This is a genomic window from Roseibium sp. SCP14 (assembly GCF_040329475.1).
Lineage (GTDB): Bacteria > Pseudomonadota > Alphaproteobacteria > Rhizobiales > Stappiaceae > Roseibium.
In genome coordinates this window covers 571,867-598,754 of the sequence record NZ_JBDZYH010000002.1, presented here as the reverse complement: position 1 = coordinate 598,754, position 26,888 = coordinate 571,867, and the positions used below count along the sequence as shown (strand labels likewise).

The 26,888-nt window shown below is 58.3% G+C and carries 24 protein-coding genes; 22 read left to right on the top strand and 2 right to left on the bottom strand.

Annotation, left to right across the window (positions count from 1 at the left end):
- Window positions 1–97: 97 nt before the first annotated feature.
- From ABLQ08_RS10020 to ABLQ08_RS09920, 21 genes are all read left to right on the top strand, one after another.
- The gene (locus ABLQ08_RS10020) at window positions 98–1,153 is read left to right on the top strand and encodes a saccharopine dehydrogenase family protein (RefSeq protein ID WP_352941336.1); all 1,056 of its coding nucleotides are present in this window, start codon (window positions 98–100) and stop codon (window positions 1,151–1,153) included.
- Window positions 1,146–2,345 carry a pyridoxal phosphate-dependent aminotransferase gene (locus ABLQ08_RS10015; RefSeq protein ID WP_352941333.1) on the top strand — a complete coding sequence of 400 codons (1,200 nt, stop codon included), beginning with the start codon at window positions 1,146–1,148 and terminating at the stop codon, window positions 2,343–2,345. The genes ABLQ08_RS10020 and ABLQ08_RS10015 overlap by 8 nt, the downstream gene beginning before the upstream one ends.
- Window positions 2,346–2,374: 29 nt before the next feature.
- A complete protein-coding gene (locus tag ABLQ08_RS10010; protein ID WP_352941331.1) occupies window positions 2,375–3,874 on the top strand; it encodes an L-piperidine-6-carboxylate dehydrogenase in 1,500 nt (499 codons plus the stop codon).
- A 304-nt stretch (window positions 3,875–4,178) separates the two neighbouring features.
- On the top strand, window positions 4,179–5,147 hold the full coding sequence (locus ABLQ08_RS10005) for a BMP family protein (protein WP_352941329.1): 969 nt from the start codon (window positions 4,179–4,181) through the stop codon (window positions 5,145–5,147).
- 111 nt (window positions 5,148–5,258) lie between these two features.
- A complete protein-coding gene (locus ABLQ08_RS10000; protein WP_352941327.1) occupies window positions 5,259–6,806 on the top strand; it encodes an ABC transporter ATP-binding protein in 1,548 nt (515 codons plus the stop codon).
- Complete coding sequence (locus tag ABLQ08_RS09995; protein ID WP_352941325.1) at window positions 6,803–7,885, top strand: ABC transporter permease; 1,083 nt, start codon at window positions 6,803–6,805, stop codon at window positions 7,883–7,885. Before ABLQ08_RS10000 ends, ABLQ08_RS09995 begins: the two co-directional genes overlap by 4 nt.
- A complete protein-coding gene (locus ABLQ08_RS09990; protein ID WP_352941323.1) occupies window positions 7,882–8,826 on the top strand; it encodes an ABC transporter permease in 945 nt (314 codons plus the stop codon). Before ABLQ08_RS09995 ends, ABLQ08_RS09990 begins: the two co-directional genes overlap by 4 nt.
- A 12-nt stretch (window positions 8,827–8,838) precedes the next feature.
- Complete coding sequence (locus ABLQ08_RS09985) at window positions 8,839–10,131, top strand: amidohydrolase family protein (protein WP_352941321.1); 1,293 nt, start codon at window positions 8,839–8,841, stop codon at window positions 10,129–10,131.
- A gap of 303 nt (window positions 10,132–10,434) precedes the next feature.
- Window positions 10,435–12,729 (top strand): bifunctional salicylyl-CoA 5-hydroxylase/oxidoreductase, encoded by a 2,295-nt coding sequence (locus tag ABLQ08_RS09980; RefSeq protein WP_352941319.1) that lies wholly within the window; start codon window positions 10,435–10,437, stop codon window positions 12,727–12,729.
- Window positions 12,726–13,469 (top strand): SDR family NAD(P)-dependent oxidoreductase, encoded by a 744-nt coding sequence (locus ABLQ08_RS09975; RefSeq protein ID WP_352941317.1) that lies wholly within the window; start codon window positions 12,726–12,728, stop codon window positions 13,467–13,469. Before ABLQ08_RS09980 ends, ABLQ08_RS09975 begins: the two co-directional genes overlap by 4 nt.
- Entirely contained in the window at window positions 13,466–13,951 is a 486-nt protein-coding gene (locus ABLQ08_RS09970; protein ID WP_352941314.1) for a MarR family winged helix-turn-helix transcriptional regulator, read from the top strand. Before ABLQ08_RS09975 ends, ABLQ08_RS09970 begins: the two co-directional genes overlap by 4 nt.
- Window positions 13,941–14,741, top strand: a complete 801-nt coding sequence (locus tag ABLQ08_RS09965; protein WP_352941312.1) for an enoyl-CoA hydratase family protein — start codon at window positions 13,941–13,943, stop codon at window positions 14,739–14,741. Before ABLQ08_RS09970 ends, ABLQ08_RS09965 begins: the two co-directional genes overlap by 11 nt.
- Entirely contained in the window at window positions 14,741–15,895 is a 1,155-nt protein-coding gene (locus ABLQ08_RS09960; protein ID WP_352941310.1) for an acyl-CoA dehydrogenase family protein, read from the top strand. The genes ABLQ08_RS09965 and ABLQ08_RS09960 overlap by 1 nt, the downstream gene beginning before the upstream one ends.
- Window positions 15,896–15,898: 3 nt before the next feature.
- A complete protein-coding gene (locus tag ABLQ08_RS09955; protein ID WP_352941308.1) occupies window positions 15,899–17,518 on the top strand; it encodes an AMP-binding protein in 1,620 nt (539 codons plus the stop codon).
- Window positions 17,519–17,674: 156 nt separating this feature from the next.
- Window positions 17,675–18,811 carry an ABC transporter substrate-binding protein gene (locus ABLQ08_RS09950; RefSeq protein WP_352941306.1) on the top strand — a complete coding sequence of 379 codons (1,137 nt, stop codon included), beginning with the start codon at window positions 17,675–17,677 and terminating at the stop codon, window positions 18,809–18,811.
- Window positions 18,812–18,866: 55 nt separating this feature from the next.
- The gene (locus tag ABLQ08_RS09945; RefSeq protein ID WP_352941303.1) at window positions 18,867–19,787 is read left to right on the top strand and encodes a branched-chain amino acid ABC transporter permease; all 921 of its coding nucleotides are present in this window, start codon (window positions 18,867–18,869) and stop codon (window positions 19,785–19,787) included.
- Window positions 19,784–20,767: a branched-chain amino acid ABC transporter permease gene (locus tag ABLQ08_RS09940; protein ID WP_352941301.1), complete on the top strand. Its 984-nt coding sequence runs from the start codon at window positions 19,784–19,786 to the stop codon at window positions 20,765–20,767. The genes ABLQ08_RS09945 and ABLQ08_RS09940 overlap by 4 nt, the downstream gene beginning before the upstream one ends.
- Complete coding sequence (locus ABLQ08_RS09935) at window positions 20,760–21,509, top strand: ABC transporter ATP-binding protein (protein ID WP_352941299.1); 750 nt, start codon at window positions 20,760–20,762, stop codon at window positions 21,507–21,509. Before ABLQ08_RS09940 ends, ABLQ08_RS09935 begins: the two co-directional genes overlap by 8 nt.
- Window positions 21,506–22,192: an ABC transporter ATP-binding protein gene (locus ABLQ08_RS09930; protein ID WP_352941297.1), complete on the top strand. Its 687-nt coding sequence runs from the start codon at window positions 21,506–21,508 to the stop codon at window positions 22,190–22,192. Before ABLQ08_RS09935 ends, ABLQ08_RS09930 begins: the two co-directional genes overlap by 4 nt.
- Before the next feature lie 4 nt (window positions 22,193–22,196).
- Window positions 22,197–22,604, top strand: a complete 408-nt coding sequence (locus ABLQ08_RS09925) for an acyl-CoA thioesterase (RefSeq protein ID WP_352941295.1) — start codon at window positions 22,197–22,199, stop codon at window positions 22,602–22,604.
- On the top strand, window positions 22,601–22,996 hold the full coding sequence (locus tag ABLQ08_RS09920; protein ID WP_352941293.1) for a RidA family protein: 396 nt from the start codon (window positions 22,601–22,603) through the stop codon (window positions 22,994–22,996). The genes ABLQ08_RS09925 and ABLQ08_RS09920 overlap by 4 nt, the downstream gene beginning before the upstream one ends.
- 50 nt (window positions 22,997–23,046) lie before the next feature.
- On the opposite strand, the gene ABLQ08_RS09915 is transcribed toward ABLQ08_RS09920, so the two are convergent.
- Window positions 23,047–24,231, bottom strand: coding sequence for a mandelate racemase/muconate lactonizing enzyme family protein (locus tag ABLQ08_RS09915; RefSeq protein ID WP_352941291.1), 1,185 nt, complete (start codon window positions 24,229–24,231; stop codon window positions 23,047–23,049).
- A 9-nt stretch (window positions 24,232–24,240) separates the two neighbouring features.
- Entirely contained in the window at window positions 24,241–25,818 is a 1,578-nt protein-coding gene (locus tag ABLQ08_RS09910; RefSeq protein WP_352941289.1) for a trimethylamine methyltransferase family protein, read from the bottom strand.
- 94 nt (window positions 25,819–25,912) lie between these two features.
- Here ABLQ08_RS09910 and ABLQ08_RS09905 point away from each other — a divergent pair, with 94 nt between their 5' ends.
- Window positions 25,913–26,866 (top strand): LysR substrate-binding domain-containing protein, encoded by a 954-nt coding sequence (locus ABLQ08_RS09905; protein ID WP_352941287.1) that lies wholly within the window; start codon window positions 25,913–25,915, stop codon window positions 26,864–26,866.
- Window positions 26,867–26,888: the final 22 nt, after the last annotated feature.

Genomic DNA, 26,888 nt, shown 5'->3' with positions numbered 1-26,888 from the left:
TGAGTTTTGATCATGGATATAACTATTTTTCAGGTGTTTTTGTGCCGGTCAAGTGGGGGTAATCTAACCTCTAAACGCGTTCAGGGAAAAATCGAACATGCATAAGATAGCAGTCCTCGGGCTTGGTAAGGTCGGCACGCTTGCTAGCGAGCTGTTACATGAGAGCGGCTTTTCGGTAACGGGATTTGACGCCCAGACCGGTGCAAGTCTGCCCTTTGAAACACAGACGATCGACGTCAGTGATGCTGAAGCTTTGACTGTTGCGCTCACCGGGTTCGACGCGGTTCTGTCCTGCCTGCCGTATTTTCTCAATATCGGCGTTGCCAATGTCGCTCACCAGCTTGGTCTTCACTACTTCGACCTGACCGAAGATGTGCCGACGACCAAGGCAATCATGGAGCTGGCGAAAACGTCGAAAGGCCTGATGGCGCCGCAATGCGGTCTGGCGCCTGGTTTTGTCGGCATCGTCGGTGCCAGCCTGATCGAGGAATTCGACAATTGCCGTTCTTGCCGCATGCGCGTCGGTGCCTTGCCGCAGAACCCGACAGGCCTGATGGGGTACTCGTTCAACTGGTCTCCCGAAGGCGTGGTGAACGAATATCTCAACGACTGCGAAGTTCTGGAAGACGGTGAAATCAAATGGGTTTCGCCGATGGAGTGGATCGAAAAGATCGTCATCGGCGGTATCGAGCTGGAAGCGTTCACAACATCGGGTGGGCTTGGCACCATGTGTGAAACCTACAAGGATCGGGTGCCGAACATGGACTACAAGACCATGCGCTATCCCGGTCACGTGCAGCTGATGAACTTTTTCTTCCACGAGCTTCTGATGCGTGACCGCCGCAAGGACGCAGGTGAGATCCTTGTCAACGCCAAGCCTCCGGTCAGCGACGATATTGTCTATATCCATGTGGCGGCGGAAGGAGAACTGAATGGGCGCACGCAGCGCAAGGAATTCGTTCGCGGCCTGAAGCCTGTTGAAATTGCCGGCAAGGAACGCACTGCCATCGCCTGGACGACCGCCTCCTCGGTGGTTGCCGTGATTGAAATGGTCCGCGAAGGGACGCTCCCGGCTCAAGGTTTCCTCAAGCAGGAAGACGTTTCCCTAGAGGCCTTTTTGAAGACCAGGAACGGTGCTCGCTACAATGGCTGAGAATGTCCTGTTTCGGCGGGCCGAACGCATCAGCGGCATTGCTCTTTCGGAGATCGTACAAATCTCCGAAAGGGCGAGAATGCTGCGTGGCGAAGGCCATGATGTGATAGCACTCAGCACCGGGGAGCCGGATTTTCCGACCCCGGAGCACGTGATTGCCGCAGCGCACGAGGCAGCATCCAAGGGTGAGACCAAATATCCGCCAACCGCCGGAACGGTCGTCCTGAGAGACGCAATCGCCGAACGAGCCTGTGTCGAGCGTGAGAACGTGGTTGTGTCGACCGGAGCCAAGCAGGTTCTGGCGAACGCGATGCTGGCCACGCTCAATCCGGGGGACGAGGTCATCATCCCGACGCCGTTTTGGACCTCATATTCCGATATCGTTGCGATGGCCGGAGGCAAGGTGGTTACCGTTCCCTGCTCCATGGCGGAGAAGTTCAAGCTGACCCCGGAAAAACTGGAAGCTGCGATTACGCCGCGAACCCGCTGGGTCATGCTCAATTCGCCGTCAAACCCATCCGGTGCCATTTACTCGGCTGCGGAGATTGAGGCACTGGCCAATGTCCTGCTGCACCATCCACATGTCTGGATACTCGCCGACGAGATCTACGAGCATCTGAGCTACCAGCCTTTCGTCAGTTTTGCGGAAGCGGCGCCTGCGCTCAAAGACCGCTTGCTGATTGTCAACGGAGTGTCCAAGGCCTGGGCAATGACCGGGTGGCGCATCGGGTGGGGAATTGGACCGGCGGAGTTGATCAAGGCCATGATTGTGGTTCAGGGGCAGGTGACTTCAGGTGCGTGTTCGATCTCGCAGGCTGCGGCACTTGCTGCCCTTGAGGGCGAGGAAGGTCTTCTCAGCGACCGGCGGAATGAGTTCGAAGCACGGCGGAACCTGGTCGTTGATGGACTGAACGCCATTCCGGGGGTCGAATGTGCCATTTCCGATGGGGCCTTTTATGTCTTTCCGAACATCGAAGGACTGATCGAGGCCGGGAGGTTTTCGAGCGATGCGGAAGTTTGCGACTGGCTCCTGAATGAAGCGCATGTCGCGATCGTTCCAGGTCGTGCTTTTGGCCTGCCCGGGCACGCCAGGATCTCGTTCGCCTATGCCAGGTCCGATCTGGAAAAGGGGCTGGACCGAATCGCGGTGGCGGTCGGCAAGCTGATGTCGAATGAAGAAACAAACCGGTGAACGAACACCGATTGTCACAGGAGATGAACATGGAACATGCACAGGTATTGAGTGCACTTGGTTTCAGCGGTGAGGAACTTTCCGGTGGAACGCTGGGTGTGCGCTCACCGATTGACGGTGCAGAAGTCGCAAGGATCAAGGAAACACCTGCCAGCGAAATCGGACCGGTGATTACCAGGTCCAAAGATGCTTTCAGGGCCTGGCGTTCCGTTCCGGCTCCGCGTCGCGGCGAGCTGGTTCGACTGCTCGGTGAAGAATTGCGTGCGGCCAAGGATGAGCTGGGTGCTCTGGTTACTCTGGAAGCCGGCAAGATCACATCGGAAGGGCTGGGTGAAGTCCAGGAGATGATCGATATCTGTGACTTCGCCGTCGGCCTGTCCCGTCAGCTATACGGTCTGACAATCGCCTCGGAACGGCCGGGGCATAAAATGTCGGAAAGCTGGCATCCGATCGGACCGTGTGGTGTCATCACGGCCTTCAACTTTCCGGTTGCGGTCTGGTCCTGGAACGCGGCGCTGGCGCTTGTCTGCGGCAATCCGGTCATCTGGAAGCCGTCCGAAAAGACCCCGCTGACGGCGCTTGCGTGCAAGAAGATTTTTGAGAAGGCCGTCGCCCGGTTCGGAGATGATGCTCCGGCAAATCTGATGCAGGTCGTCATCGGCGGCGCTGCAATCGGCGAAGCGCTTGTAACGTCCCGTGACGTTCCGATCCTTTCCGCAACCGGGTCGACCCGGATGGGCGGGATTGTCGGGCCGAAGGTTGCGGCGCGTTGGGGCCGTCCGATCCTGGAGCTCGGCGGCAACAATGCCATGATCGTGGCGCCGTCTGCCGATCTGGAGATGGCCGTCCGCGCCATCGTATTTTCCGCTGTGGGCACAGCAGGTCAGCGCTGCACATCCTTGCGCCGCCTGATCGTGCACAAATCCATCAAGGACGATCTCGTTGCCAAGCTGGCAAAGGCCTATGGCAGCCTGCCGATCGGCGATCCGCGCAAGGAGGGTACGCTGATCGGACCATTGATTGATGGAGCATCTCTTGACGCCATGCAGTCTGCCATTGCCAAGGCGAAGGTTGAGGGCGGCAAGGTTCACGGCGGTGAGCCGGTGAGCGAGGGTGTGCCGGGTGGTGCTTATGCCGCGCCGGCGCTGGTCGAAATGCCCGGGCAGACCGAGACGGTCAAAACCGAAACCTTCGCTCCCATTCTCTATGTCATGGCGTATGAAGACCTTGATGAAGCCATCGATCTGCAGAACGATGTTCCGCAGGGCCTGTCATCCTGCATTTTCACGCTGAACATGCGTGAAGCGGAAACCTTCCTCTCGGCCACGGGATCCGACTGCGGCATTGCAAACGTCAATATCGGTCCTTCCGGAGCGGAAATCGGTGGTGCATTCGGCGGTGAGAAGGAAACCGGCGGTGGCCGCGAATCGGGTTCCGATGCGTGGAAAGGCTATATGCGCCGTCAGACATCGACCGTGAACTACTCGGCCGAATTGCCGCTCGCTCAAGGCGTCAAGTTCGATATCTGAGTTTCAAGGCCCGCCCTCCGGCGGGCCTTTTCGCTCGTCATTTGAAAATTGTGATTCCAGTACCGGATACCTGGTGCCCTCGCAATTGAACTGACTTTTCGACGTGATTTTTCCCGGTTGATTAATTCGTCGGCAAATGAGCGAAACACTGCTGAAATTTTCCCATTTGTTCAAAAAATTTCGACTTTACGGGCCTGCTCAACTTGTGAGCACGCAAAATCTGTGATCATCTTTCATTGTAAAAAATACTTCCAGGGGTTTTCAGATGTTCACTTCAAGACCGTTTTCACGGGCCCGGAGGGCCATGCTTTCGGCTGCTCTGGCCGTCACAGTTGCCGCCGGTGTTTCTCTTCCTTCAGCCGAAGCGGCCGACCCGATCAAGGTTGCGGCCATCTACACCGTTCCGGTGGAACAGCAGTGGGTCAGCCGGATCGACAAGGCTCTGAAGGCCGCCCAGGACCGCGGCGAAATCACCTACACATTCTCCGAAAACGTTGCCAATACCGACTACGAGCGCGTCATGCGCGAATATGCCGAGCAGGGCATGGACCTGGTTGTCGGGGAAGCATTTGCCGTTGAGCGGGCGGCGCGCAAGGTTGCCGCCGAATATCCGGACACCGCCTTCCTGATGGGCTCCTCCTTCGGACCGGCGCAGCCCAACTTTGCGGTTTTCGATAACTGGATCCACGAGCCGAGCTATCTGTCCGGCATGATTGCCGGTGCAACCACCAAATCCAACGTGATCGGCATGGTTGGCGGCTACGCCATTCCTGAAGTGAATCGGCTGATGAATGCCTTCATGGAAGGGGCGACTTCCGTGAACCCGGACGTCAAGTTCCTCGTGACCTTTATCAACTCCTGGTACGACCCGCCCAAGGCAAAGGAAGCTGCCTATGCGATGATCGATAATGGCGCAGACATTCTCTACGCTGAGCGTTTCGGCGTTTCCGATGCGGCGAAGGACAAGGGCATTCTGGCCATTGGCAACGTGATCGACACGGCAGGTGATTACCCGGGAACCATCCTGTCTTCCGCGCTCTGGCACATGGAACCGACCATCGACCGCGCAGTCGATGCAGTGGCCGCCGACAATTTCGAACCTGCGGATTACGGTCCCTACAGCTTCATGGCCTATGGCGGCGGAAGCTTCGTTGTTGACGAAGGTCTGGCCTCGGCAGATGCCGTCAGCGCTGCCAAGGAAAAGGAACAGGAGATCATGGACGGCCTCTTCCGGGTCAACGTCAACGACAGCGAACCGAAGTCGACCATGTAATCTGGCTTTTCAGTCAACGGCCGGCGGCTTGAAAGCCGCCGGACCTCTTTCGCCGTGGTGTGTGAAGCCGCGGCCGGTCAAATTTGCTTCAAATAATTTCCGGAGGTCGGTATGGCGCTTTCGCCAGGCGACGCCCCGCTCGTTCTCAAGCTGGATGGCATCACCAAACGCTTTGGTGCGCTGACAGCAAACGGTGATGTGACCCTTGAGTTGAGGCAGGGTGAAATCCTTGCGCTTTTGGGTGAGAACGGCGCTGGCAAAACCACGCTGATGAATATTCTGTTCGGTCACTATGTGGCCGATGAGGGCAAAGTGCTTGTTGCGCGGGAAGGACAGGGGTTGTCGGACCTTGAACCCGGTTCTCCGCACGCGGCTCTGGAAGCCGGTATCGGCATGGTTCATCAGCACTTCACACTGGCGGAAAACCTGAGCGCGCTCGACAATATCCTTCTGGGTACCGAGCCTTTGTCCGCATTGAAGTCGGCAAGAGCACCTGCGCGCGCGAAACTGGCCGACCTGATGGAGCGTTCCGGTCTGTCCGTGAACCTCGACACAAGGGTCTCCCAGCTTTCGGTGGGGGAAAAGCAGCGGATCGAGATCCTCAAAGCCTTATACAGGGATGCAAGAGTGCTCGTTCTTGACGAGCCCACTGCGGTTCTCACCCCTCAGGAATCGGAGACGCTGTTTGCCACGCTGAAGAAGCTTTCAGCGGAAGGGCTCGGCATCATCTTCATTTCTCACAAACTTGCGGAAGTCATTGCGTCCTCCCATCGCGTCGCCGTGCTGCGGGGCGGCCGCAAGGTTGCCGATCTGCCGACGGAAGGATGTGATCAACGGCAACTTGCGGAATTGATGGTCGGGCACGAGATTACCGAAACGGTGCGGGAGCCGGGACAGGCCGGTGAGCACTTGTTTGTCATGAGCGGTATATCGGCCGGTCAGGGCCGTGAAGCGCTGCATGACATCTACCTCGATCTGAAGTCCGGCGAAATTCTTGGAATTGCCGGTGTATCCGGCAACGGGCAGGCGATGCTTGCCCGGGTGATTTCAGGCCTCGAATCCCCGGCCAAGGGCACGATGACGCTGGAAAACGTCAATCTTGATCATGCCAGTGCCCGCACGATTATCGATATAGGTCTGGCCCGCATTCCCGAAGACCGGCACCACGATGGCATCGTCGGGGCCATGAGTGTCTCTGAAAATCTCGCCATTGAATCCATTCGGAAGCCGGAGAACCAGCGCTATGGACTGCTCAGATTCGCCGCAATGCGCGAGCGGGCAAGGTGCTTGATCAAGGCTTATGACATTCGCTGTCAAAGTGAAGACAGTCCCGCGCGGTTGCTGTCGGGTGGCAATATCCAGAAAATCGTTCTTGCACGCACACTGGAAACCGAGCCCAAGGTGGTGCTGGCGGCCCAGCCTTCCAGGGGGCTGGATGTCGGTGCGACGTCAGACGTTCACAAGCGGCTTCTTGCCGCCCGTGCACGAGGCGCTGGGGTCATCCTCATTTCTGAAGATCTCGACGAATTGATGCGGTTGTCCGACCGGATCGCCGTGATCCACCGAGGACATCTGTCAGGTGCGGAGCCGACGGAAACACTCGATCGCGGAACACTCGGTCTCCGCATGGCCGGGCATTCTGGAAAGGACGCTGCATGATCCGCTTTGAACCTAGAGGTCCGGTCGCGGTTTCCCGGATGGTTGCCGTACCGATTATCGCAGCTGTGGCCGCCCTGATCCTGGCGGCGATTCCGATGCTGTTTGCGGGTCTTTCCATCTTTGAAGCCTACGGTCTCATGGCCAAGGGCGCCTTCGGGTCGATGTTTGCCTTCACCGAAATGCTGACGCGGGCGACGCCGCTGATCCTGACTGGTCTTGCGGCAGCTGTCGCCTTCCGAGCCAAGCTTTGGAATATCGGGGCGGAGGGGCAGCTTTACGCCGGTGCGCTGGCAGCTGTCGCCGTTGGCACGGGTTTCCTGTCCGGTCCGTCCTACATTCTCATCCCTGCCGTCGTTCTGGCCGGTGCGCTTGCCGGCGGGCTCGTCATGCTCGGGCCGACGCTTTTGAAAACCAAGCTTGGCGTCGATGAAGTCGTCACGACGCTGCTTCTGAATTTCATCATCCTGCTGTTCGTTCAGATGATGCTCGAAGGACCGATGAAGGACCCTATGGGCATGGGGTGGCCGCAGTCAGAGCCTATCCTTGACGAAGCGGCCTTGCCCAAGTTGATGGCGCGCATGCGCATTCACTGGGGGCTTATCCTGGCGCTTGTTGCCTCGCTGGGCGTCTACTTCCTTTTGAAGCGCACCATATGGGGTTTCGAGATCCGCGCCGTCGGGGAAAATGCCGCTGCTGCCCGCCATGCGGGTATTCCGGTCACCGTAACTTTCATCCGCGTTGGGCTTCTTTCCGGCGCGCTTGCCGGACTGGCAGGTGTCGGCGAGGTTGCCGGATTGAAAGGATATCTCACCGCTGACCTGTCACCCGGTTTCGGATATTCGGGCATCGTGGTTGCCATGCTGGCCGGACTGTCGCCGATCGGCGTTGTTTTCGCCGCGCTATTCATCGCGAGCATTTTTGTCGGTGCCGATTCCATGTCCCGTGCAACCGGCGTTTCCAATTACCTGGCAGATCTGATCGTTGCCATGGCGCTGTTATGCGTTCTGGTTTCAGGCCTGTTTCTCAGGTTCAAGATCCGCTTTGTTGGCACCGCCAGCACGAAGGAGGCTGCAGAATGAGCGATATTCTGGACATTCTGATTTCTGCAAACTTCTGGGCGGCTTCCCTGCGGATCGCAACGCCGCTTATCTTTGGCGTCATTGGAGCTCTTGTCTGTGAACGGGCAGGGGTTTTGAACCTTGGCATCGAAGGCATCTTTACCGCAGGTGCCATGGCGGGCTGGATGGCGGTCTGGCTGGGGGCGGGCCTTTGGGGCGGCGTTCTGGTGGCTGCGCTCGCCGGTGCGTTCTTCGGCCTGATCCATGCCATCCTGACAGTGCCGCTGGGGCTCTCGCAGCACGTGTCCGGGGTGGGGGTGACACTGTTTGCGACATCGCTCAGTTATTTCATCTATCGTACGGCACTGCCTGATGTGTCGTCGCCGCCACGTATCGATGAATTCGAACCCCTGAACATTCCGATCTTGTCGGATCTGCCATTTATCGGGCCTGCCCTTTTTCAACAGACATCGCTTACCTTTCTGGCTTTGCTGCTGGTCGGCGTGACGGCCTATGTGCTTTATCGCACGCCACTCGGTCTTGCCATTCAGGCCGTTGGCGACAACCCTTCCGCGGTGGAGTCGCAAGGGCTCTCCGTTTACGGCCTTCGAATCGGTGTTGTTGTGGTCGGCTCGGCAATCATGGCGCTGGGCGGAGCGTTTCTGACAATGTCAGCCTTTGACGCTTTCTTCTTCGGCATGGTCAATGGCCGTGGCTGGATCTGCATCGCCCTGACGGTCTTTGCCTCCTGGCGACCGGGTAAGGCGTTGCTCGGAGCGCTTTTGTTCGGAGCGTTCGATGCCTTTCAGGTTCGTCTGCAGACCGAAGTCGGCACGTTCATTCCGGGGCAGGTGTTTCTGATGATGCCCTATCTGTTGTCCATCGCTGCGCTGATAGTTGTCGCACGCAAGGCGGATTATCCGCGGGCGCTGCTTGTTCCCTATTTCCGTGGTCAACGCTGACAGGATTGCCCCATGAGTTTTGATCTTCTCGTCAAGAATGCAAACCTTCCCGATGGCCGAACAGGCGTGGATATTGGCTGCCGGAACGGCCGTATCGAAGCCGTGGAGCCGGGAATAGAAGCAGACGCAGGCAATGTGCTGGATGCGGGCGGCAAGCTGGTGTCACCGCCATTCGTCGACAGTCATTTCCATATGGATGCGACGCTATCTCTCGGCCTGCCGCGTATGAACCAGAGCGGGACCTTGCTGGAAGGCATTGCGCTCTGGGGCGAGCTGAAGGAAATCCTCACAGTCGAAGCCGTCGTCGAGCGAGCATTGAAATACTGCGATCTCGCAGTCTCTCAAGGTCTTCTCGCGATCCGCAGCCATGTCGATGTCTGCGACGATCGGATGACTGGGGTCGAGGGGCTGCTGGAAGTCCGGGAGAAGGTCAAATCCTACATCGATCTTCAGCTGGTCGCCTTTCCGCAAGACGGTCTTTACCGCTCGCCGAATGCGGAACAGAACCTGCTGAAGGCGCTCGACATGGGGGTCGATATCGTTGGCGGCATTCCGCATTTCGAGCGGACGATGGAGGACGGTGCCAGATCCGTTCAGCGTCTGTGCGAGATTGCGGCAGATCGCGGCCTGATGGTTGACATGCATTGCGATGAAACCGATGATCCGATGTCACGGCACATCGAAACACTGGCCTACGAGACCCAGCGCCTCGGTCTGCAGGGCCGGGTCGCGGGTTCGCATCTGACTTCGATGCATTCGATGGACAACTACTACGTTTCCAAGCTCCTGCCTCTCATGGCGGAGGCTGAGGTTCATGCCATCGCCAATCCGCTGATCAACATCACGCTCCAGGGCAGGCATGACACCTATCCCAAGCGGCGCGGCCAGACACGTGTTCCGGAACTGCGTTCCTATGGAATCAATGTCGCCTTCGGCCATGATTGTGTAATGGACCCCTGGTATTCCATGGGGTCCGGCGACATGCTGGAAGTCGCCAGCATGGGTCTTCATGTTGCGCAAATGACCAGCCGGGAAGCGATCCGATATTGTTATGAATGCGTCACCACCCATCCGGCAAGGGCCCTGGGTCTGGAAGGATATGGTGTTGAAAAAGGCTGCAAGGCAGACTTCGTCCTGCTTCAGGCACGCGACACGATCGAAGCGATCCGGCTCAAGGCGACGCGGCTTGCCGTTGTGAAGGGGGGGAATGTCATCGCGACAACTCCTGCTCGCCAGACACAGCTTTCACTGGAAGGCCGGCCGGACAGTGTTGATCCTGCGGACTATGCCCCGAATGAGGGGTGAGCCAAATCCGAGTTTGAGAAACTTCCAGCTCCGTTGTCATCCCGGGCGACCACCGGGAGACCCGGGCTACTACGCCCGTGTCACGAAATAACGCTTGCTGATATTACCTGGAATCCTGCCTTAGCGGGAACGACAATCCTTTTAAAGTCAGCGCCTTACGTTCCAACACTTGCCTTGGAGACCCCGCCCAGGAAGTCGGCTGTGATTTGAATTCATGAGTATATTTTAAGTTTGAAATTTTAGGCTTGAAGGAAATTCGGATCTGTGTTTCGCTATTCCTGTTCGCAGCAACGGGAGGAAACCATGCGGATTGCTTGCTTGGGCGGTGGGCCTGCCGGGCTATATTTTGCCATTTCCATGAAGCTGCGCGATCCGTCTCACGAGATCGACGTGATCGAGCGCAATCGCCCTGACGACACGTTCGGCTGGGGCGTGGTGCTCTCCGACGAGTCTTTGGAGAACCTCGCGGCGAACGACCCGGTCAGCGCCAAAGCCATCGGCGAAAACTTCGCTTACTGGGATGATATCGCGCTCCACTTCAAGGGAGAGCGTCTCGTCTCCTCCGGGCACGGGTTCTGCGGCATCGGCCGGATGAAGCTGCTGCTCCTGTTGCAGGAGCGAGCGCGTGAACTCGGCGTCAATCTGAAGTTCGAGACCGAGGTCGAGAGCGCTGAAGACTATCGCCAGGACTATGACCTTGTGGTGGCCAGCGACGGCCTGAATTCCAAGACGCGGACGCTTTACGCCGATACGTTCAAGCCCGACATCGACCAGCGGCTGTGCCAATTCGTCTGGCTGGGAACGCACCAGAAGTTCTCTGATGCCTTCACTTTCATCTTTGAGGAAACCGAGCACGGCTGGGTCTGGGCGCATGCCTACCAGTTCGACGATGATACGGCGACCTTCATTGTCGAGTGCGCTCAAGACACATTCGATGCCTTCGGCTTCGGTCAGATGAGCCAGCAGGAAAGCATTAGGACCTGTGAGGAGATCTTCAAGGATCATCTGGGCGGTCATGCCCTTATGACCAACGCGAACCACGTTCGCGGGTCCGCCTGGATCAGGTTCCCCCGGGTGCTTTGTGAAAAGTGGAGCCACGAAAATGTGGTTCTCCTGGGTGATGCGGCAGCGACAGCGCATTTTTCCATTGGTTCCGGGTCCAAGCTTGCCTTTGAATCGGCAATTGCGCTGGCCGATCTGTTGCACAGCGAGCCGGACATGCAGTCTGCCTTCGACAAATACGAGCAGGATCGCCGGCTGGAAGTCCTGCGCCTGCAGTCAGCCGCGCGGAACTCGCTGGAATGGTTCGAGCACGTCGAGCGTTACCTGCATCTCGATCCGGTGCAGCTCAACTATTCCATGCTCACGCGTTCTCAGCGGATCAGTCACGAGAACCTGCGCCTGCGTGATCCTAAATGGCTGGAATCGGCGGAACGCTGGTTCATGGGCCAGGCGGGCGTCCCGTCGGATGCTCCCGTGCGTGCGCCCATGTTCACGCCCTTCAAGCTGCGGGATATGGAGCTCAAGAACCGGATGGTCGTGTCGCCGATGGCTCAGTACAAGGCAGTCGACGGAGCGCCGACCGACTGGCATTTCGTTCACTACAGCGAGCGCGCCAAGGGCGGAGCCGGGTTGGTCTTTGTCGAGATGACCTGTGTCAGTGCCGAAGGGCGGATCACACCGGGTTGTCCCGGTCTCTACGCTCCGGAACATGAAGCCGCCTGGAAGCGGTTGACGGATTTCGTGCATTCCGAGACCGATGCCAAGATCTGCTGCCAGATCGGCCATTCGGGCCGTAAGGGATCGACTAATATCGGCTGGGAAGGCATGGACGAACCTCTGGCAGACGGCAACTGGGAGCTCGTGTCCGCGTCGGCGATCCCGTGGTCTGAGAACAATGCTGTACCGCGCGAAATCACCCTTGATGAAATGGCTGAAATCAAAGCTCAGTTCGTATCTGCTGCCGAAATGGCCGACCGGGCCGGCTTTGACATGATCGAGCTGCACGCGGCGCATGGATATCTGCTGTCATCCTTCATTTCACCGGTCTCCAATGTGCGTACGGACGAGTATGGCGGTTCGCTTGAAAACCGGATGCGCTGGCCCTTGGAAGTCTTTCGGGCAATGCGGGACGTCTGGCCGGAACACAAGCCGATGTCGGTGCGCATCTCTGCCAATGACTGGGTCGGCGAAGCCGGTATCACGCCGGATGACGCTGTTGAAATCGCCAGGATGTTCAATGAGGCCGGGGTCGATCTGATCGACGTTTCGGCCGGGCAGACCTCTGTTGACGCGCAACCCGTCTATGGTCGTATGTTCCAGACGCCGTTCTCTGATCGCATCCGCAATGACGGTGGACTGACGACCATGGCGGTTGGAAATATCTATGAAGCTGACCATGCCAACTCCATTCTGATGGCCGGGCGCGCCGATCTCGTGGCCGTTGGCCGACCGCATCTGGCAGATCCCTACTGGACGTTGCATGAGGCCAGCAAGATCGGTGATCGGAATGCCACTGACTGGCCGATGCCGTATCTGGCAGGACGCGATCAGACGTGGCGGCTTGCGGACCGGGAAGCGGAGATGCTGCGGGCATGACTGTAAAGGGCCGGCATATTCTTGTTACAGGTGGCGGTAGCGGCGTCGGCGCTGCCTGCGCTCGGGCCTTTGCGAACTCGGGGGCGAAAGTCACGATTTTCGGTCGCACGAAAGAAAAGCTGGCGGCGCAATCACTTCCCTACCAGCTGTGTGACGTTACCGATCCAGAGGCTGTCGCCGCGGCTTGCGATGCCGCACGTGCGGAGCAGGGGCCAATTGATGTGGTTGTCGCCAATGCCGGAGCGGCTGAAAGCGTTCCCTTTGCCAAAATGAACGCCGAGGTGCTGCAGTCGATGCTGGCGGTCAATCTGATTGGCGTCTCCAATGTGTGGCAGGCCGCCTTGCCGGATATGAAGGGGAGTGGTTGGGGGCGGATGATCGCCGTTGCCTCGACCGCCGGTCTCAGGGGCTATCCTTATGTCAGTGCCTATTGTGCCGCCAAACACGCAGTCGTCGGATTGACGCGGGCGCTTGGAAAGGAGTTGGCGAGAACCGGCATCACCGTCAACGCGATCTGTCCCGGGTTCGTCGAGACGCCGATGCTGGAGCGGTCGATCGACAACATTGTTGCAAAGACCGGCATGAGCCGGGAAGAAGCCGCCAGCACTCTTAGGGCAGACAACCCGCAGGGCAGGTTCATTCAACCTTCCGAAGTTGCCGAGACCGCGCTTTGGCTTTGCTCGGAAGGTGCAACTTCCATCAACGGTCAGGCATTGAGCCTTTCGGGAGGTGAGCTTTGACGCTTGAAACGACATCAAGGCAGGAGCCCCTTTCCAAGGCACGCTTGCGCATCTGGCTGAAGCTCTTGAAGGCCGCGAACGGGATTGAAGCGGAGATTCGCCGGAACCTGCGTGACCAGCATGGAACCACATTGCCGCGCTTTGATGTCATGTCGGCGTTGGCCCGATTTCCCGATGGTCTCAAGATGAGCGACCTGTCGAATTTCCTGAAGGTGTCGAACGGCAACGTGACCGGCATTGTCGACAAGCTGACGGAAGAAGGACTTGCCCTGCGTGTTGCGGTGCCGGGTGACAAGCGGGCGCAGCTCGCACAGTTGACGCCGAAAGGGTTGCAGGCCTTTGAAGAGCTGGCCCATCATCACGAAGACTGGATCAACAAGCTGCTGGACGGTTGGGCAGTTGAGGATATCGACGCCGTTTCAGCGGCGCTCGACGTGGTCCTGAGCCATCATTCAGATAAGGAAAGCGATCATGCGCAGTGACGTTTCACATTTTCGCTGTGACATTGCAGACGGGATTGCCCGGATTGCTCTGGACAGGCCGGAGCGGAAGAATCCGCTTACCTTTGAAAGCTACGCAGAGCTGCGTGACTGGTTTCGGGACCTTCATTACTCTGACGACGTTCATGCGGTTGTGATACTGCCGAACGGCGGCAACTTCAGCTCCGGTGGGGATGTGCATGACATCATTGGCCCGCTGACGCGCATGAACATGAAGGAGTTGCTCGCGTTCACCCGCATGACCGGTGATCTGGTCAAGGCCATGCTGGGGTGCGGCAAGCCGATCATTTCCGCCGTTGACGGTATTTGCGCAGGTGCCGGCGCAATAATGGCGATGGCGTCGGATCTTCGGATCGCCACGCAGGATGCAAAGGTTGCCTTCCTGTTCAACCGGGTCGGGCTGGCCGGATGCGACATGGGAGCCTGTGCGATCCTGCCTCGGATTATCGGTCAGGGACGTGCTGCGGAATTGCTCTATCTCGGTCGGTCCATGAAAGCCGAAGAAGGTTACTCCTGGGGGTTCTTCAACTCTATCGTTGACGCCGATGAGTTGGACGGTGCTGCCATGCAGATGGCGAACCGGATCGTTGCAGGACCTACATTCGCCAACTCCATGACGAAGACCATGCTGGCACAGGAATGGTCGATGAGCCTGGAACAGGCCATTGAAGCCGAAGCGCAGGCGCAGGCTATCTGCATGCAGGGGAATGACTTCCGCCGGGCCTATGAAGCTTTTGTCGCCAAGGAAAAACCGGTGTTCGAGGGCGACTGATGGCGGACAAAACCTTCCTTCAGTGGCCGTTTTTCGAAGACCGGCACAGAGATCTGGCGGCTGAGCTTGAGAGCTGGGCGAAATCCAATCTCGCGCATGTGGACCATGGGGATACCGATGCCGCGTGCCTAAAACTGGTCAAGGATCTTGGATCCGCAGGGTTTCTGCGGCATTCGGGCAATCCGGATGGAAACCTCGATGTCAGAAGCCTGTGCCTGATCCGAGAAACGCTGGCCCGCCACGACGGGTTGGCTGACTTTTCCTTTGCCATGCAGGGCCTTGGAACCGGGGCGATTTCCCTGTTCGGGACAGACGCGCAGAAGTCCGAATGGCTGCCTCGTACGCGTTCGGGATCAGCGGTATCAGCCTTTGCGCTGACGGAACCGCAGTCCGGTTCGGATGTGGCCAACTCGACAATGACCGCTACCGAAGATGGCGACGACTACGTTCTGAACGGCGAGAAGACCTGGATATCCAATGGCGGTATCGCCGATCTCTATACGCTGTTTGCCCGCACGGGTGAGGCTCCCGGCGCCAAGGGTCTTTCCGCGTTCATCGTGACGCCGGATCTGACCGGGTTTGAAGTGGTGGAGCGGCTGGAGACGATTGCACCGCATCCCTTGGCAACACTACGCTTTACCGATTGCCGTGTGCCGAAGGAAAACCTCATCGGTTCACCGGGCAGCGGCTTCAAGGTTGCCATGTCCGTTCTGGATATCTTCCGCTCGACGGTCGCCGCAGCAGCTCTCGGCTTTGCCCGGCGGGCGTTGGATGAAGCGCTGCAGCGTGTGACGGTACGCGAGATTCAAGGAGCGCCGCTTTTCGATCTACAATTGGTCCAGGGGCACATTGCCGACATGGCGATGGATGTCGATGCCGCGGCATTGTTGATCTACCGGGCTGCCTGGACAAAGGATAGCGGTGCGCCTCGCGTGACGCGCGAAGCTGCCATGGCCAAGCTGTTTGCCACCGACCAGGCGCAGCAGGTGATCGACAAGGCGGTCCAGCTTCACGGCGGCGACGGCGTCCGGTCCGGCACGGCGGTTGAAAAACTCTATCGTGAGATCCGAGCCCTGCGCATCTATGAAGGTGCATCGGACGTTCAGAAAATCATAATTGCGCGCCAGACACTTGGCGCCTTCCAGGGAGACTGAACCATGCTTGGTCCTTCCGCTCATACCGATACCTTCACGCGGGACAATCTGCCGCCTGAAGATCAATGGCCAGAGTTTCTGCTCAAAGGTTTTGAATATCCCGAGCGCCTCAACGCAGGTGTCGAGCTTACCGACAGGATGGTCGAGCAAGGCTTTGGTGATCACACCGCCCTGATCGGCAACGGCAGACGTCGTACCTACAAGGAGCTCGCAGACTGGACCAACCGTCTGGCTCACGCTCTGACCGAAGATCTGGGCGTCAAGCCGGGTAACCGGGTGTTGATCCGCTCTGCGAACAATCCGGCCATGGTCGCCTGCTGGCTGGCGGCAACGAAGGCCGGTGCGGTCGTCGTCAATACGATGCCGATGCTGCGCGCAGGTGAACTGGCCAAGATCGTCGACAAGGCGGAAATTGAATTTGCCCTGTGTGACACGCGTCTGATGACGGAACTGGTGAGCTGCGCAAAGGGATCGTCTTTCCTGAAAAAGGTTGTCGGGTTTGACGGGACCTCCAATCATGATGCCGAACTCGACCGTCTGGCACTGGAAAAGCCGGTTCTCTATGACGCTGTGCCGACCGGGCGGGACGATGTGGCGCTGCTCGGCTTTACGTCCGGATCGACCGGGACACCGAAGGCGACCATGCATTTTCACCGCGATCTGCTGATCATCGCAGATGGATATGCGAAGGAAGTTCTCGGGGTTGCTCCCGACGACATCTTTGTCGGATCTCCGCCGCTTGCCTTCACCTTCGGCCTTGGCGGTCTGGCAATCTTTCCGCTGCGTTTTGGAGCCGCCGCCACGTTGCTGGAAAACGCATCGCCGCCGAACATGATCGACATCATCCAGAAATACAAAGCCACGGTCTGCTTCACCGCGCCAACGGCTTACAGGGTGATGTTGCGTGCCATGGAAGAAGGGGCCGACCTGTCGTCTCTTCGGGCCGCCGTTTCAGCGGGTGAGACCCTGCCGGCTCCTGTTTACGAAGCGTGGATGGAAAAGACCGGTAAACCGATGTTGGACGGCATCGGTGCAACCGAGATGCTGCACATTTTCGTTTCAAACAGGTTCGAAGACCACAAGCCCGCCTGCACCGGCAAACCGGTGACCGGATACGAGGTAAAGATCCTTGGGCAGGACGGCGAGCCGGTTGCCGGCGGTGAGGTTGGCAAATTGGCGGTGCGCGGTCCCACAGGGTGCCGCTATCTGGCCGATGACCGCCAGCTTCAATATGTCGTTGACGGCTGGAACATCACTGGGGACAGCTTCTCGATGAGCGAGGACGGGCATCTCCATTTTGCCGCTCGCAACGACGACATGATCATTTCCGCCGGATACAACATTGCCGGTCCGGAAGTCGAAGCTGCGCTTCTGGCCCATCCTGCCGTGCTGGAATGCGCTGTCATCGGCATGCCGGACGAAGCGCGCGGAGCCATCGTTCAGGCGCATGTGGTTCTGGCGGAAGATGCCGAACCGTCCGATGAGCTGTGCAAAGCGCTTCAGGATCATGTCAAAGCAACGATCGCGCCGTATAAATATCCGCGTTCGATCGTGTTCGCCGATACATTACCGAAGACCGAAACAGGCAAGATCCAGCGTTTCCGTCTCCGGCCGGACGCTTAAGACATAACACCATCAACTTCTGCGGAAAGGGGCACGCAGGAGATCAATAAACAATTGATTGCCCTATGCTTTTGGAAACTTGTTAATACAAGTGCCATTGGCCTGAAATAAAAAACGAGTGGGAACTGCAGGCGTAAAGACCAATAGGAGCAAGTTATGAAGTTGGTGACAATGGCGGCAGCCGCCGCATTGGCGGTCGGACTTTCCGGCGCGATGGCCGAACCGGTGAAGGTTGGCATGATCACGACCCTGTCGGGTGGTGGTGCCGGTCTCGGGATCGATGTACGGGACGGCTTCATGCTTGCCGTCAAGCAGGCCGGACATGAAGACCTGGAAGTCGTCATCGAAGACGACCAGCGCAAGCCGGATATCGCCGTTCAGCTGGCCGACAAGATGATCCAGTCCGAAAAGGTGGATGTGCTGACTGGCATCATCTGGTCAAACCTGGCGATGGCGGTTGTTCCCGCTGCGACTGCCCAGGGCAAGTTCTATCTGTCACCGAATGCCGGCCCGTCCGTGCTGGCCGGCAAGGGCTGCCATCCGAATTACTTCAACGTCGCCTGGCAGAACGATAATCTTCATGAAGCTGCCGGTGCCTACACGAATTTTGCAGGTCACAAGAATGCTTTCATCCTCGCGCCGAACTATCCGGCGGGCAAGGATGCTCTGACCGGGTTCAAACGTTTCTACAAGGGTGATCTGGCCGGTGAGATCTACACCAAGCTGGGACAGACGGACTATGCGGCAGAAATCGCACAGATCCGGGCCTCAGGCGCCGACAGCGTGTTCTTCTTCCTGCCGGGCGGCATGGGGATTTCCTTCCTGAAGCAGTACAAGGACTCCGGTGTCGACCTTCCGGTTGTCGGCCCTGCCTTCTCCTTCGACCAGGGTATCCTGCAGGCAGTCGGGGACGCGGCGCTCGGTATCATCAACACCAGCCAGTGGAACAAGGACATCGAAAACCCGGCCAACAAGGCGTTCGTGGAAGCGTTCCAGGCCGAATATGGCCGGTTGCCTTCGCTTTATGCCTCTCAGGGTTTTGACACCGCAAACCTGCTTCTGTCTGCGATGGAAAAAGCCGACGTCAAGGATGCGGATGCGTTCCGCGCTGCACTGGAAGCTGCCGAGTTCCAATCGACCCGAGGTGAGTTCAAGTTCGGTCCGAACCATCATCCGATCCAGGACATTTACGTTCGTGAAGTTGTGAAGGAAGGTGACGTTTATACCAACAAGATCATCGGTACGGCCCTGACCAGTCATGCCGACGCGTACTGGTCCGATTGCAACATGTAAGTCTTGACCGAAAACCGGCGCGGTTCCTCGCGCCGGTGCTCTCAACGGGAAATCAATGTCTCTGATATTGCTCATTGAGCAGGTCTTGAACGGCCTGCAATTCGGCATCATGCTGTTCCTGATGGCCGCCGGTCTGACACTGATCTTCGGCGTCATGGGTCTGATCAACCTTGCCCATGGTTCGCTCTACATGATCGGCGCCTTCTGTGCCGCTGCCGTTGCTGCCGCAACCGGGTCCTTCGTTCTGGGTCTGATTGCCGCGCTGGCAGGAGCCGCTATTGCCGGAGCCCTTGTTGAACTCGTCGTCATCCGGCGACTGTATGACAAGGATCATCTGGATCAGGTACTGGCGACCTTCGCGCTGATCCTGATCTTCTCGGAAGGAACGCGCTGGATCTTCGGCTCCTTTCCGCTGTTCCTCGATGTTCCGGACTTCCTGTCCGGACCGGTCACTCTGCCGGGCGGGATCGAGTATCCGCTTTACCGGCTCACGCTGATCGTGGTCGGTCTTCTGGTTGCTTTGGGGCTTTATCTGTTGATCTCCAAGACCCGGCTCGGTGTCCAGATCCGCGCCGGTGAAAACGATCGCGAGATGATCGCGGCGCTCGGGATCGACATCGCCAAGCTCTATACGATCGTCTTTGCCCTCGGTGCAGCGCTGGCGGGCCTGTCGGGCGCGCTTGTCGGTGCCATCCAGTCGGTGCAGGTGGGCATGGGAGAGCCTGTTCTCATTCTTGCTTTCGTTGTCATCGTCATTGGCGGTATCGGATCCATCAAGGGTGCCTTGATCGGAGCCATTCTCGTTGGGCTCACCGACACGCTCGGCGGCATCTTTCTGCCCGAGCTGCTGAAACTCTTCTTTGATCCATCAACGGCGACGTCGATCGGATCTTCGCTGGCCTCAATGGCCATCTACATCCTGATGGCAGCGGTGCTGGTTCTGCGTCCGGCGGGTCTGTTTGGAGCGCGCGCATGATCAGGGAAACTCATGTAAATGCTCTGACGCTACTGGCCCTTGTTGCGATACCGGCATGGGCACTTTACGCAGACGAGCCCTTCACCATCACCTTGATGACCCGTGCCGCTATCTTCGCGATTGCAGCCATCGGACTCAATATTGCGCTCGGTATCGGCGGTCTCGTCAGTCTGGGCCATGCAGTGTTCTTCGGGATCGGTGGCTATGCGATGGGAATACTGGCGCATCACGCTCAGACCTATACTGCGTTGGCTGAATGGCCGTTCCTGATCGAGGGTACGAAGTCCATGCCGGTGATCTGGCTGGTGGCGGTCTGCCTGTCGGCCCTGGCGGCATTGATCATCGGCGCGTTGTCGCTGCGAACCACCGGTGTCTATTTCATCATGATCACCCTGGCCTTCGGTCAGATGTTCTTCTTCTTCGCCATCTCCTGGGCTGAATACGGCGGTGAAGATGGTCTGTCGATCTATGTCAGGAACGGTTTTCCCGGCCTCAACACGCTCGCGCCGATCCAGTTCTACGGGCTTTGCCTTGCGCTGCTGGTCATTGTGCTGCTTTTTGCCTGGAAGCTTTCCAGGTCGCCCTTCGGGTTGGCACTTAACGCTGCGCGTCAGGCGCCGATGCGGGTTGAAACCGTTGGTCTTGATCCGATGCGACTGAAGCTGATCGCCTTTGTCATATCGGGCGTCATCACCGGACTGGCCGGTGCGCTGTTTGCCGATCTTAACCGGTTTGTCAGCCCGACCATGTTCAGCTGGCAACTGAGCGGTGAAATCATCATCTTCATCATTCTGGGTGGTGTCGGACGTCTGTTCGGTCCGGTGATCGGGGCACTCGCCTTTGTGGCTCTGGAGCATTGGCTTGGGGGCTTGAGCGACTATTGGCACATCTATCTTGGCCTTCTGTTGCTGGTCGTTGTCCTGTTCGGACGTGGTGGGTTGATCGGAATGCTTTCGGGACGGGAGGCTGTGCATGACTGATCCAGTTCTGCGGACCAAGGGCATCTGCAAGAGCTTCGGTGCTCTGAGAGCCAGCCGCGACATTTCGATCGATCTGTTTCCTGGTGAAATTCATGCGATCATCGGTCCGAACGGTGCCGGCAAGTCGACGCTGATCGGTCAGATCTGCGGCACGCTGAAACCTGATGCGGGGAGTGTTGAACTGCTCGGTCAGGACGTGACACACCAGACTGCCCGTGCGCGCGCCCGGGCAGGATTGGGACGGACATTCCAGATCTCGTCTCTGGCAATGGAAGATACTGTCCTGCAAAACGCGCTGCTGGGTGCTCTTGGCGCAAGCGGTAATCCGTGGCGTTTCTGGAAAGATGTACTGAAGGACCAGGACCTGCGTGCGACGGCTGAAGAAGCTCTGGTCCGGGTCGGACTGGAAGATCATGCGCGTGTGAGAACGGCTGAGCTCAGCCATGGTCAACGCCGTCAACTGGAAGTTGCCGTGGCCCTGACGCTCCGCCCAAAAGCGCTTGTGATGGATGAGCCGATGGCGGGTATGGGCTCGGAAGGCTCGAAGCGCCTGACAGGTTTCCTCGACGAGTTGCGTCATGAAGCCCCCATTCTTCTGGTCGAGCATGACATGGACGCGGTCTTTGCACTCGCCGACCGGATCAGCGTGCTTGTCTACGGGGAAGTGATTGCAACCGGAACCGTCGAAGAAATCCGGGCCGACGCCGCGGTGCGCGAAGCCTATCTCGGGGAGGATGCATGAGCCTTTTGCGACTTGAAAATGTCATGGCGTCCTACGGTGCCAGCCAGGCGCTCTTCGGGGTGGATCTTGAGATCAGTGAAGGAGAGGTCCTCGCGCTTCTTGGCCGCAACGGTATGGGAAAGAGCACGACCGTCAAATGCATCTGCCGAATGCTGCAGGCGGAAGGCAGGATTGAATTCGATGGTCACGATCTGACCCGTCTGCCCAGTCACCGTGCCGCCCGGCTCGGTTTGGGACTTGTGCCGGAAGGCCGGCGCTGCTTCGGCACGCTGACAGTCTACGAAAACCTGATTGCGGCGGCCAGAAGCGGTTCCTGGACTTTCGAGCGGGTGATCGACTTGTTTCCCAGACTGGGAGAGCGGCGTGACCAGCATGCCTATTCCCTGTCAGGCGGCGAACAGCAGATGCTGGCGATCGGGCGCGCGCTCATGACCAACCCGAAGCTGCTCATCCTGGATGAAGCGACCGAAGGACTTGCCCCGATCATCCGCCAGGAGATCTGGGCAGTTATCCGGCGTCTCAAGGCGGAAACCGGCTTGTCCATTCTGGTGATCGACAAATCACTCAGCGAGCTGAAGGGCGTTTGTGACCGGGCGACGATCCTTGAACGCGGCAAATCGGTCTGGTTCGGCACGCTTGACGAGCTCAACGACGACGTCGCTGCAAGCTATATCGGGGTCTGATCTCATGTTTCGCCTCGATCAGCCAGTCTTGTTCAAGCATTGCGATCCGGCGGGGATCGTCTTCTATCCCCGCTATTTCGAGATGATGAACGATTGTGTCGAGGCGTTCTTTTCGCAGGTCCTGAACTGGCCGTTTCAGGAGATCCACCGGGAAGCGGCCGTGCCGACAGCGGAAATCAGAACCCGTTTCGCCACACCGAGCCGACACGGGGATCAGCTGGTTCTGTCACTCGGCGTTGCAAAGGTCGGGCGGACGAGCTGCGCACTGACCATTGCCGGCAGCTGTGAATATGAAATGCGTTTTGAGACCGAGCTGACACTCGTGCACGTATCGGCTGAAGGAAGATCGGCCCCCTGGCCTGAAGAGGTCAAAGCGCGACTGGAACAACACAAGGAAAGTCAGGAGCCATGACGAGCAAAACCATTCAACCGGAAGGCTGGGCGCCCGCGAAAGGCTATGCCAACGGCATGTTGACCAAGGGGCAGACACTGCATGTCGGTGGTCAGATCGGCTGGAACAAGGATCAGGTGTTCGAAACTCACGACTTTGTCGGGCAGATGGAACAGACGCTTGCGAACATCGCTGCCATTGTCGAGGAAGCGGGTGGTTCGGTGACTGATATTGTTCGCCTGACCTGGTTCATTACCGACAAGCGTGAGTATCTTGCTCGCCAGAAGGATGTCGGGGCCGCGTATCGCCGGGTTTTCGGGCGCCATTTCCCGGCCATGTCCGTTGTCGTCGTTGCCGGTTTGATCGAAGACGACGCGCTGATTGAAATTGAGGCGACCGCCCAGATCGACTGAGCGGTCCCACACACATTTGGTTCGATCGAAATGCCCGGCTCAAACTGAAGTCAGTTCAGCGGCAGTGTCCGGTGATGTTTCGGATTGGCCGGATCATGGAAATGGCTCATCGGGCCATTCTTCTCAAACTCAGATGCCCAGTGCCTTATGGCATCGGGGTCGAGTTCGACCCCGAGCCCCGGTCCTTCCGGAACGGTGACCACGTCGTTCGTCTGCCGGAAGGGGCCATTCTTGATCACGTCGCCGACCTGCCAGCGAAACAGGGATTGAGAGCTTTCCGTAATCAGCGGTGTCGCTGCCGACACATGGAGATAGGCAGCGGTCATGATGCCAAGGTCATTCGAGTAACACCAGAAACCCTTGCCCATAGCCTCGCAGGCCGCAATGAATTTCAGTGTTTTCGAGATGCCGCCCAGGGCCGCGAAATTGCAGACGAAATTGTCCGGCGCTCCAAGCGCGACAGCGCGTTTCAGGTCAGGGACATGGGTGGAAAACGGAATGATGCTGTGCTGCCGGAGTGCCGCCATTTCTTCAAAAGTGGCGACGGGATCTTCATAATTGCGGATATTGAACGGCTCGAGTTCCCGCAGAAGCCAGCGCGCTGTCGTGAGCGAATACTGCATGTTGGAATCAAGCTTGATCTGGGCTTTTTCGCCAAGCCTTTCGCGTAGAAGCCTTACGGTTCTGATTTCGAGCTCCGGATCGCCCAGGATCAGTTTGCCTTCGAAAATCGTTGATCCGTGTTCTTCCTGCATTCTCTGGCAGTAGTCGACAATGGCTTCAGCGGTCATTTCACCCCCGGCGCCGTTGTGCTCGGGCCGGAAGGAGAAGTACTCGGAAAACTTGATCTGCTTGCGTACGGCTCCGCCAAGGAGTTTGAAGAGTGGCAGTCCGAACACCTTGCCCCTGATGTCCCAGAGCGCGACCTCCACCGCACCGAAGGCGACTGAGGCTGCTCCTTCACCGGTGTTGGCGGTTATCTGCCAGGGAGGAACACATCGGCTTTCACAATCGGCGATGTCGAGCGGGTCGGCGCCGATAAGGGCCGGCGCAATCTCGCTCTTGATCACTTCACCGAAGTGATACCAGGGCGCTTCGCCCAGGCCGACAACGCCTTCGTCGGTTTCGACTTCGATGATCGATTTGGAAGCGCCCGGATAAAGACCGCCAGTCCACCAGAAGGGCGCGTCGAAAGGAACGTTGACGTGGGTCACGCGAATGTTTGTGATTTTCATGGGCAGGCCTCAGTACCAGAGATCTTCGGATGCAGCTTTCTTGCGGGCGACGAAATCGTTCAAGGCGCCTTCGATCGCCGGATCAAGGGGAGGGGCCTGATAGTCGGCAAGCGTCCTCTTCCAGGCAGTGTTCGCCCGGGTTGCGGCGTCGACCGACCCGCCTTCCTGCCACTTTTCGAACGGATCGTTGTCCGCAAGGGCAGAGTCGAAGTAGGCGGTCTCGTAATTCCGCATTGTGTGGTCGCAGCCGAAGAAATGGTTGCCAGGGCCAACTTCTCGGAACGCATCGAGGGCAAGCGCATTGTCGTCGATACAGACACCGTCGAGAAACGTATGCAAAGACCCGCAGAAGTCGGCATCCATCATGAATTTCTCGTAGGACATCGACAGCAGTCCATCCAGGAAACCAGCGGAGTGAAGAACGAAGTTGGCACCACAGTTGATTGCCGACAGCATCGACATCGTGCCTTCGTTCATGGCGTGGGCGTCCGGCAGCTTGGATGTGGTGAAATTGCCGGAACATCTCAGCGGCAGCTTCCGCCTTCGTGCCAGCTGACCGACAACCAGTGATCCGGACGCGGGCTCCGGGGTGCCGAAGGTGGGTGAGCCTGATCTCAGGCTCATGGACGACAGGAAGTTGCCGTAGACGACGGGAGCACCCGGACGTTCAAGTTGGGCGAGGGCACATCCGGCCAGCGTTTCGGCATGGGCCTGGGCAATCGCACCTGCGACGGTCACCGGCCCCATCGCGCCGCCCAGGATGAACGGCACCAGGACAGAGCCCTGGTTGGCCCGGGCATAAGCCCGCAACACCCTGGTCATGGTGCCGTCCCAGACCAGCGGGGAATTCACGTTCACATTGCCCATGATGACGCAGTTCTGTTCGACAAATTCCTTGCCGAAAACAAGCCTTGCCATGTCGATGGAGTCTTCCGCGCGTTCCTCTGCAGTCACGGACCCGAGGAACGGACGGTCGGACAAGGTGACATGCGCCTGAACCATGTCGAGGTGCCGCTTGTTGACCGGGACATCCACCGGCTCGCAAATCGTACCGCCGGAATGGTGCAGCCAGGGAGAGGATTGGGCGAGCTTGATGAAATTGCGGAAGTCCTCGATGGTGCCGTACCGCCGGCCTTCGTCGAGGTCCATCACAAAGGGGCTGCCATAGGCAGGGGCAAACACGACATTCGACCCGCCGATGATCACGTTGTTGGCCGGATTGCGTGCATGCTGAGTGAATTCCGCCGGCGCGGTTTTCAAAAGCTCATGGATCAATCCCTTGGGAAAACGGACGAGAACACCGTCCACTTCCGCTCCGGCCTTTTTCCAAAGGTCCAGTGCAGCCGGGTCATCACGGAATTCGATGCCGATTTCGGCCAGGATCGCATCTGCCGTGTCTTCAATGCGAACAAGGCTCTCTTCGGAAAGTATGTCATGGGGAGGAAGATTACGAACGATATAGGGACGAGAGATGGAAGTCGGCGCGGTGGACCGCTTGGCCCGTCTCCCTGCACGTCCTCCCGATCGCGTCTGGGTTCTTGTCTCGACAGGTCCCTCTTCAGTCTGCGCTGCATGGGTCTCGGTCATCACGCCCTCCACTGGTAGCACTGAAATCGATGCTAAGTCGTTTGAGGAGCCTTGTGACGCTTGAAAATTGTCATACTTTGCATAAGATTTTTTCATGACAAACTTGCGCAAGCTTCTTCCTTCCTTTCGTGGGCTGGTCGCGTTCGAGGCAGCCGGCCGGCTCGGGTCGTTCACGCGTGCAGGCCAGGAACTGGGCATGACCCAGTCCGCCGTCTCCTATTCGATCAAAACACTGGAGGACGAAATCGGGCAGCCTTTGTTCGAGCGGGGGCACAGAGACGTCACTTTGACGTCGGCCGGGAGCCGCCTGCATATCGAGGTGACCAGCAGTCTTTATCAATTGGCACAGGGCATAAGCGCGGTTCGAACGAAACCGCCCGACGATGTCGTCACCCTCTCGGTCTCGACTGCCTTCGCAACACTCTGGATCGCGCCCCGGCTGCAGCAAATGCGCACCGACCTGCCGGATGTGGAGCTGAGACTTCACACAGCGGACCGGGATCTGGATATTGCGGCTGAAGACATTCCGCTTGGCATTCGGGGTGGGCGGCCAAAGAACTGGCCAGGATACCACTGTGATCAGTTCGCGGTCGAAGAGCTGATCGCGGTGGCTTCACCGGCCTATCTTGAAACCCACGGCATGCCCGAGCATCCGCATCAATTGCTCGATCACCATCTCGCACATCTGGACGAGCCGTATCGATATGCGGCGACCTGGCGCGACTGGCTGAGATCGGCAGGCGTCAGCGGTGCAAACAAAGTTCGCGGAATGCGGGCAAACGAATATGTGGCAGTGCTGCAGATGGCGCTGGATGGCGACGCAATCGCCCTGGGGTGGCGGCACCTCGTTGGCGGTTTCCTGAGAAGCGATCGCTTGCGCAAAGTAACCGATCACACCTTCAGGACGGGTAACGCTTATTACGTCATTAACCCGAAACAGAAACCGCTCAACGAGAACTGCGCGAAGGTCAGAGACTGGATCCTGGATCAAAAGGACAAAGCGCGTGATGACAAGTCGGTTGCTGTCCCGGCCAGTCGCGCGGAATAAGCTTGCTGGTCTGCTCCTGGCT

Coding starts and splice junctions, on each gene's coding strand:
- ABLQ08_RS10020 (WP_352941336.1), top strand. CDS start 98: ATGCATAAGATAGCAGTCCTCGGGCTTGGTAAGGTCGGCACGCTTGCT.
- ABLQ08_RS10015 (WP_352941333.1), top strand. CDS start 1,146: ATGGCTGAGAATGTCCTGTTTCGGCGGGCCGAACGCATCAGCGGCATT.
- ABLQ08_RS10010 (WP_352941331.1), top strand. CDS start 2,375: ATGGAACATGCACAGGTATTGAGTGCACTTGGTTTCAGCGGTGAGGAA.
- ABLQ08_RS10005 (WP_352941329.1), top strand. CDS start 4,179: ATGCTTTCGGCTGCTCTGGCCGTCACAGTTGCCGCCGGTGTTTCTCTT.
- ABLQ08_RS10000 (WP_352941327.1), top strand. CDS start 5,259: ATGGCGCTTTCGCCAGGCGACGCCCCGCTCGTTCTCAAGCTGGATGGC.
- ABLQ08_RS09995 (WP_352941325.1), top strand. CDS start 6,803: ATGATCCGCTTTGAACCTAGAGGTCCGGTCGCGGTTTCCCGGATGGTT.
- ABLQ08_RS09990 (WP_352941323.1), top strand. CDS start 7,882: ATGAGCGATATTCTGGACATTCTGATTTCTGCAAACTTCTGGGCGGCT.
- ABLQ08_RS09985 (WP_352941321.1), top strand. CDS start 8,839: ATGAGTTTTGATCTTCTCGTCAAGAATGCAAACCTTCCCGATGGCCGA.
- ABLQ08_RS09980 (WP_352941319.1), top strand. CDS start 10,435: ATGCGGATTGCTTGCTTGGGCGGTGGGCCTGCCGGGCTATATTTTGCC.
- ABLQ08_RS09975 (WP_352941317.1), top strand. CDS start 12,726: ATGACTGTAAAGGGCCGGCATATTCTTGTTACAGGTGGCGGTAGCGGC.
- ABLQ08_RS09965 (WP_352941312.1), top strand. CDS start 13,941: ATGCGCAGTGACGTTTCACATTTTCGCTGTGACATTGCAGACGGGATT.
- ABLQ08_RS09960 (WP_352941310.1), top strand. CDS start 14,741: ATGGCGGACAAAACCTTCCTTCAGTGGCCGTTTTTCGAAGACCGGCAC.
- ABLQ08_RS09955 (WP_352941308.1), top strand. CDS start 15,899: ATGCTTGGTCCTTCCGCTCATACCGATACCTTCACGCGGGACAATCTG.
- ABLQ08_RS09950 (WP_352941306.1), top strand. CDS start 17,675: ATGAAGTTGGTGACAATGGCGGCAGCCGCCGCATTGGCGGTCGGACTT.
- ABLQ08_RS09945 (WP_352941303.1), top strand. CDS start 18,867: ATGTCTCTGATATTGCTCATTGAGCAGGTCTTGAACGGCCTGCAATTC.
- ABLQ08_RS09940 (WP_352941301.1), top strand. CDS start 19,784: ATGATCAGGGAAACTCATGTAAATGCTCTGACGCTACTGGCCCTTGTT.
- ABLQ08_RS09935 (WP_352941299.1), top strand. CDS start 20,760: ATGACTGATCCAGTTCTGCGGACCAAGGGCATCTGCAAGAGCTTCGGT.
- ABLQ08_RS09930 (WP_352941297.1), top strand. CDS start 21,506: ATGAGCCTTTTGCGACTTGAAAATGTCATGGCGTCCTACGGTGCCAGC.
- ABLQ08_RS09925 (WP_352941295.1), top strand. CDS start 22,197: ATGTTTCGCCTCGATCAGCCAGTCTTGTTCAAGCATTGCGATCCGGCG.
- ABLQ08_RS09920 (WP_352941293.1), top strand. CDS start 22,601: ATGACGAGCAAAACCATTCAACCGGAAGGCTGGGCGCCCGCGAAAGGC.
- ABLQ08_RS09915 (WP_352941291.1), bottom strand. CDS start 24,231: ATGAAAATCACAAACATTCGCGTGACCCACGTCAACGTTCCTTTCGAC.
- ABLQ08_RS09910 (WP_352941289.1), bottom strand. CDS start 25,818: ATGACCGAGACCCATGCAGCGCAGACTGAAGAGGGACCTGTCGAGACA.
- ABLQ08_RS09905 (WP_352941287.1), top strand. CDS start 25,913: ATGACAAACTTGCGCAAGCTTCTTCCTTCCTTTCGTGGGCTGGTCGCG.